The organism is Flavobacteriales bacterium TMED191, from assembly GCA_002171975.2.
In the GTDB taxonomy this organism is placed as follows: domain Bacteria; phylum Bacteroidota; class Bacteroidia; order Flavobacteriales; family TMED113.
This window is the reverse complement of record NHIO02000021.1, coordinates 19,871-27,547: the sequence shown is the minus strand read 5'-3', so window position 1 is coordinate 27,547 and position 7,677 is coordinate 19,871. Positions and strand designations below refer to the sequence as shown.

The 7,677-nt window shown below is 32.5% G+C and carries 1 protein-coding gene; it reads left to right on the top strand.

The window, feature by feature from the left end:
- Positions 1 to 7,675, top strand: a 7,675-nt coding sequence (locus CBD51_001735) for a hypothetical protein (GenBank protein RPG60153.1), incomplete at its 5' end; no start/stop codon positions are given.
- Positions 7,676 to 7,677: the final 2 nt, after the last annotated feature.

Genomic DNA, 7,677 nt, shown 5'->3' with positions numbered 1-7,677 from the left:
TAGTTTAATTGAAATTAATCCTGGTTGCACAGATCTTACTGCATGTAATTATAATGAGTCTGCTACCGAAGATGATGGTTCATGTGAATATGAAACATGTGCTGGATGTCAAGATGATACTGCATGTAATTATGATGATACTGCGACTATTGATGATGGTTCCTGTGACTATGAGTCATGTGTAGGTTGTACTGATCCTTTTGCATGTAATTACAATTCTAGTTCAACTATTGATTGTTTACAAGCAGGAGATGATTGCTGTATATATGCAACTGAATGTGACACCTGTTCCGGTGAGCAAGATGGAAATGGTAATGTTGTTGATGGCGATGTTGATGATGATGGTGTTTGTGATAGTGATGAAATTAATGGTTGTACTGATTCTGAATCTTGTACATATGATGAAGATGCAACTGAAGATGATGGTTCATGCGAGTATTTAGATACATGTGGAGTCTGTGGAGGGGATGGCACATTGTGCATAGGATGTACTGATTCAAATGCATGTAACTATGATATAAATGCAACTGTAAATGATGATTCATGTGAATATGAATCATGTACTGGATGTACTGATCCGTTTGCATGTGATTTTCTACCTACTTATACAATTCCTGGTCCCTGTGACTATTCATGTTTAGGTTGTACTGATCCAAGTGCATGTAATTATAATGCAGATGCAACCCAAGAAGATGGTTCATGTGAATTTGACTCATGTGTTGGTTGTACTGATGCAAGTGCATGTAACTATAATGTAAATGCAACAGAAGATGATGGTTCTTGTGAATTTCAATCCTGTGCTGGGTGTTTGGATGAATCTGCATGTAATTATGATGAGACAGCAACAATAGATTGTTTTTTAGGAGGACAAGAAATCGAAGGATTTACTTATTTAGCTGATTTTAACAACAGTAGTTACTATGTTTCGAATCTAACTTATTCGTGGACAGATGCAAATAGTTTATGTAATTTATCAGGAGGCACACTAGTTGTTTTAGATAATCAAGAAGAAAGTGATTTTATTGCTAGTTTGAATAATATTGATACAAATGAGCCTTATTGGATTGGTGTTTTTCAGAATATTAATAGTACAGATTATTTTGAGCCTAATGGTGGATGGGAGTTAGTGACAGGTGAAGAAATAATATATGAAAACTGGCAAATTGGAGAGCCAAATGAATCAGGTTTTCAATTAGAAAATTATGTAACCGTTCAGTTCAATATTGGATGGAACGATGCGGCAAATGCAGATGTTGAAAATATAGGAACTCCGTGGCAGGCTATTTTAGAAATTGAAAGTTGTTGTGAATATGTTGAAAATACATGTGATATATGTGAAGATGGAGAAGTTGTAGATAATGATGCAGATAATGATGGAGTTTGTGACGGAGATGAATTATTAGGTTGTACAGATCTATCGGCTTGTAATTACAATGAAAATGCAACTGATGAAGATGCGAGTTGTATATATGTAAATTCAGAAAATATATGTGGATACTGTTCAGGTGAAACAGATGGAACAGGGCAGGTTATAAGCAATGATTCAGACAGTGATGGTTTGTGTGACACCTGTGATGATAATATAACTGATTGCGAATTAGATCCATGTCCAAACGACCCAATTAATGATGTTAATGGAAATAATATCCCTGATTGTCAAGAAGTGGTTGGTTGCACAGATTCAAATGCTTGCAATTTTAATTCAGCAGCCAATACTGATGATGGATCATGTATTTTTCCAGTAGATTGTGAAACATGCTCTGGAGCGACAGATGGTACAGGAATAGTAGTTGATAATGATTCTGATGGAGATGGAATTTGTGATGATGACGAAATACTAGGGTGTACCAACCCTTCTGCATGTAATTGGAACCCTGAAGCAACAGATGACGATGGTTCGTGTGATTTTGATTCCTGTATAGGCTGTACAGATCCAAGTGCATGTAATTATTGCGAAGATTGTACTATTTCTCTTTCGACTAGCTGCAGCTACGACACATGTTGCGATGATATATCTGCAACAAATTATGATCCAAATTGTACATGTCCTGCAACTGATGCATGTTTTACTATTCCAAATGGATGTGATTTTGATTGTTTCCCACAAGGCGATGGAATATTTCCTATTCCTGTAACATCCACATATGGAGCATTTGAAATCAGCTGTTTTGGAGCTTCTGACGGTGTATTAGCTATTGATTTTAATACTATGAATCTTATCTCAGATGGGGTTGAGCCTTACACTGTGCAAGTTTACCAGCAGTTAGATATTAATAATGATGGTCAAATAACTGCGGATGAAGAAATATTAATAGGCGATATTACAGAGTCAAATCCCTCCATTGAAAATCTTATTGCTGCTGATTATGTTCTTTTAGCCTATGATGCCAATGGATGTTGTGGTCAGGGTTTAATATCTATGAATCAACCTGGAGAGAATACTTTGATTACTTCAGAATACGTTCCAATAGCATGTCCTGGTGGAGTTACTGACATTGATTTTACTATTGAAGGTTCTGTTGGACAGTTTGATGTTTATATTGATAATGTATTGGTTTCAGAAAGTGTTGAAGGAGGTACAGTTACGGTTTCTACTGATGATCTAGATGGAGATGGTATTCCAGATGACTTTGTATTTTTAAGCACTTCTACTAATACTATAGTATATGGTCCTAACCAAAATTTTTGGCCAGATGGAATTGATTTTAACGGAGATGGTAGTATTGAGGATAATTTAAATGATTGTGAAGACTCAATGACTATTTTTGTCAATATTGAAGATGATGATGAAATTGATAATGGTGATTTAATTGGAGCATTCTACACACTAGGAGACGGAACCCTACAATCCTTTACTTATAATACATATACTTCATCAACTAGTGGAAGTAGTTTTTTTACTTTACAAATTTGTGAAGGAGCTGATAATGGATTTAATAATGGTGAAGAGATTGTTTTCCTAGTTTATGATGTGAGTGAAAATATTATTAATGAAGTTGAAGTTGAATATGAATACAATTCTGGTTCTAGTACATATACTGATGTTTTTGAAACCAATTCTTTTTTTGATGGTATTTTGATTACATCTCTTTCTATTGTTGGTGAATCAGGAGATGTTCCTGATTTCACAATTACAGTAGGAGAGGGAGACTATAATATTCAAGTTGATAGAACTACTGAAATTGATTCAGACGGAGATGGTCTAATTGATGATTTTATTACATGTACTGTGATTGATACAAATATTGAAGTAACTGACCCAAATGATATGAGTGTTGATGTTATGACTGGTGGTGTAGTTTGTAGTTATCTTGATGATAATGGTATTGTGCAAACAACACCTGATGGATATATTCAGCTAGATAATTTCACTGGAGGAACCCCTCCATATTCATATACATGGACTAGCCCTAATGGCCAGGTTATTATTGAAAATTTAAATGATGGTATTGAGTCACTAGAAGATTTTGATGGAGATGATATATTAGATGATCTTGACTTTTTAGGAGCTGGTTTGTATACATTGTTAGTTGTTGATGATAATAATTGTGAATTTCCATTAGACGTCTTGCTAGAGGGATCAGACTTATTATTAAGTGATTTTATTATTGATTATAACCTAATAGCATGTTCAGGTGGTTCAACTGATTTAAATATTTCTTTACAATTAGATGGAGATATAATTGATACTAGTGATGGATTATATACATTTAATTGGTATAATAATTCTACAAATTTATCCATATTTGATTCCGAGTTTGATGGAAATATAATTATTACTAATGTTGAGGAGGGTAGTTATACTGCTACAATTATTGATGAAACAGGATGTTCTTATTCTCAAATAATTCCAATTTCAATTGATCCTGCTGGACAATTAGCTATTTTTAACCCATTTATTGAAGTTTTTTGTGGTAGTGATGATGGTTTTGTAAGTTTTTCTGATTGCCCAACTGAAAATGGTTCATGTGTTGCAAATGGAACACCTCCATTTAGTTATTCTTGGAATTTAGTTCAAGACTTAGATGGTGATGGTTTTTTTGAAGATTACACTTCATTAGGTTATCCACCTGATGTGTCATCTGCTACATTAAATTTTGGAACATACTCATTTGAGGTTACTGATTCAAATGGTTGTAGTGGTGAAAGTATATTTACATTATCACAACCTGATCCAATTATTTTTGAATCTTCATTTGAGCCTATTATATGTGATGGTGATTTGACCACGATTTCTTTGGAAATTATACAAGGTAATCCTGGTTTATATGATTTTATTTTTGAAGGCGAAACAACAACTATAACAGTTGGAGATGCTTCAAATTTAGATTTTGAATGGCAACCGACAGATGTAAATATGACTCTTTTATTTAATGATGTATCAATTTTCTCACCTAATGATGTAATAGGGGTGTTTTATAATGGAGTAAATGGAATTACTTGTGGTGGTTCGACAATCTATGACGGAACTGGAATATTTAATATTGCAGCATGGGGTTCTGAGGCTAGCCTAGATAATGGTTTTCAAGTTGGAGAAGATATTTTTATTCTTTTAAACTCTGGAGGTATAGTTTATGAATTAAATGTACTGGATTTTGATAATTCATTCGACTCCCCTAATTTCTATATTCCTCAGGGCTTATCAGCTATTACTACAATTGAATTAGGAGATCAATTTGTTCAGGGACCTAGTTTTGAAACAGAACCCTTATCCGACGGATCTTATTTTATTGAAGTTTATGATGGTAATCAATGTTACTGGAGTGAATTAATTGATATTGAAGGAGTTGAAGATTATTATATGTTGTCGACTCAAAACAACCCTGTTTGTGATGAAGAGGGAGGTGGTGAAATTATTGTGGATGTTTTTGGAGGAACTGCATCTAATGATTATTTATTTATTTGGACTAATACTAGTGATCCTACATTTATTGTCACAGATATTGGTGCAAGTAGTACTATCGATGATCTAAATCCTGGTATTTATAATTTACAAGTCTTTGATAATAACAATTGTCTATTAGAAGAAACTTTTAATGTTGAATTTGATACACCAACACCTGATATTTTAATATCAAACGAATTATGTGGTAATGATGGTGAAATTACAATTTGTGTAGATTGGATTGGTGATTTAAACTTTATATTAGAGTCTAATTCATTTTCTGAAAATATTAATCTATCTAATATATCTGGAGAGACTACCTGTTATACATTTGGTGAATTAGAGAGTAGTTTGTATACATTATCTGCAAATTCTATTAATAATTCAATTTCTGATATTGATGGTTGTTTATATGTTGAAAATGATATTTTTATTGAGTCTGCAGAACCTATTGCAGTAGAGTTTTTTACAGATAATCCATTATGTTATAATGGTACAGGTAGTGTATTTATAACAACTATTGAAGGAGGTAATCCTCCTTATTCTATTGATTGGCAAGGAGTAAATACTGATGCTGTTTCAGTTGGTTCTCATCAATTTGTTGTGACTGATGCTAATAATTGTGAATTTGTTCAAAATTATTCTATCCAAAATGGTAGCCCTATAAATATGAATATTTCTTCTACTAATAATGTTTGTTTCGGTGAGAATAACGGTTCAATTTCATTTAATCTTTCTGGAGGTGCAAGTAATCAGTATACATATAGTTTATTAAATAATACTGGTGGAGTTATTGCTTCTGGCTCTGGATTGTCTAATACATTTAGTTTATTATCTTCAGGTTTGTATTTCTTAGAAGTTGAAAATGATGGTATAGGATGTTTGCAATCTGAACCTGTACAAATTTTTGATGTAGTATCTGAAATTGTTTTTGATGAAATTGAGGTTACAAATTCGGAATGTTATGAGGAGAATGGATTGGTGGAGCTTAATGTGTTTAATCAAAATAATAACAACTTTATATATAACTGGTTTGAATTGATTGGCCCTGAATGGGATATTGATAATGATGGTATTCCAAATGATATTGATTTAAGTATAGATGGAGGAGTTTTAATTAGTTCAGAAGTAGGTTTAAGTTCATTAAGCTTATCTGCTTCGGAATATTATGTCTTTGTTGAGTCTGTTCAAAACTCTTGTTTATCAGAAAATATACAATTTACTATTGAAGGTCCCGAACCATTTCAAATTATTATAGAGGATATTAACTTATCTTGTTATGGTCAGACTACATCAGTTATTCCATTTTTGTCTGGTGGTAGTGATGGAGACATTGATAATGATGGATTAGCTAATAATAATGATCCTGATATTGACGGAGATGGTGTTTATATAGGAACAGACTGTGTTGCCAATTGTAATGATGATGATGATGATATTGATAATGACAGTATTTTAAATGATGATGATGATTATATAGGTGGTACTAATTTCAATGGTATTTCTACAAACAGTCACCCTTCCTTTACAAATGGTGTTGTTTTTGAGGATCAATTTGGTAATATTGTTGATTCTGATAATTTAAATTCTGGAGCATATATAGCATATGCTATTGATAGTGAGGGTTGTTCAAGTAATATAGAAGAATTTAATATTATATCTCCTGATGATTTGAGTGTTGTGTTGTCTTATCAGATTAATAATAATAGTTTTTTGGATTTAACATCTGATATTGAGTTGTTTTGTTATGACGATGCTGTATCTATTTTAGTAAATGTTAGTGGTGGTACAATTGACGTTAATCAGCCTGAAGGTTATATTTTTGACTGTACTGATCAATATGGTAATGCATATGATATTTCAAATACTTTTTCTAGTGGTAACTATACATTAGTTGTAACTGATAATCAGGGGTGTCAAAGTACTCAAGAATTTTCTATTTTAAGTTCACCAGATGAATTGTTAATCAATTACGATACGTCTCTCTATAATAATTATAATATATCTTGTAGTGGGGAAGAAGATGGTTATATTGACATTAGTCCTTATGGTGGAGTAGGTGTATATACCTATCAATGGTCTAATGGTGCAGTTACACAAGATGTTGATAATTTATCTGCAGGCACCTATATTGTTACTATAACTGATGAAAATGGATGTGTTTTAATTGAATCAATTGATTTAGTTGAGCCAGATCCATTGTCAATTGAAGTTGAATATATAATTGATGCTTCTTGCGATGAAGAAGATGATGGTGGTGTTTTAATTAGAACATTTGGAGGGAATCCGCCATTTAACTATGTTGTGAATGGATCTACTGAAATTCTCACAACATATGAAGAGCTAGTTACTATTGAAGAAGGTGAGTATAGTGAAGAGGTATTAGTGACTGAGTCCGATATATATATTACAGGACTAAATGGTAATACATGGAATACNGTTTCTATATTAAATGATTCATATCAATGTATGGNTTCTCCATATGGTACGCAGGTGTATATAGGCTCATTGGATGATAATTGTTTATTTATTCCGTCTGTATTTACTCCAAATGGNGATGGTATTAATGATACTTGGCAAATTGATGGTATAAATTTATATTCTAATCCAAATNTTAGAGTTTTTAATAGATGGGGGCAAAAGGTTTTTGAGTCATTAAGTCAATTATATGTTCCCTGGGATGGTATTGGAATAAATAATGAAGAACAAGAAATAGCAACTTACTACTACGTTATTGACTTGAATTTAGATAATAAAAATTATAATGGTAGTGTTACAATTAAAAGATAAAA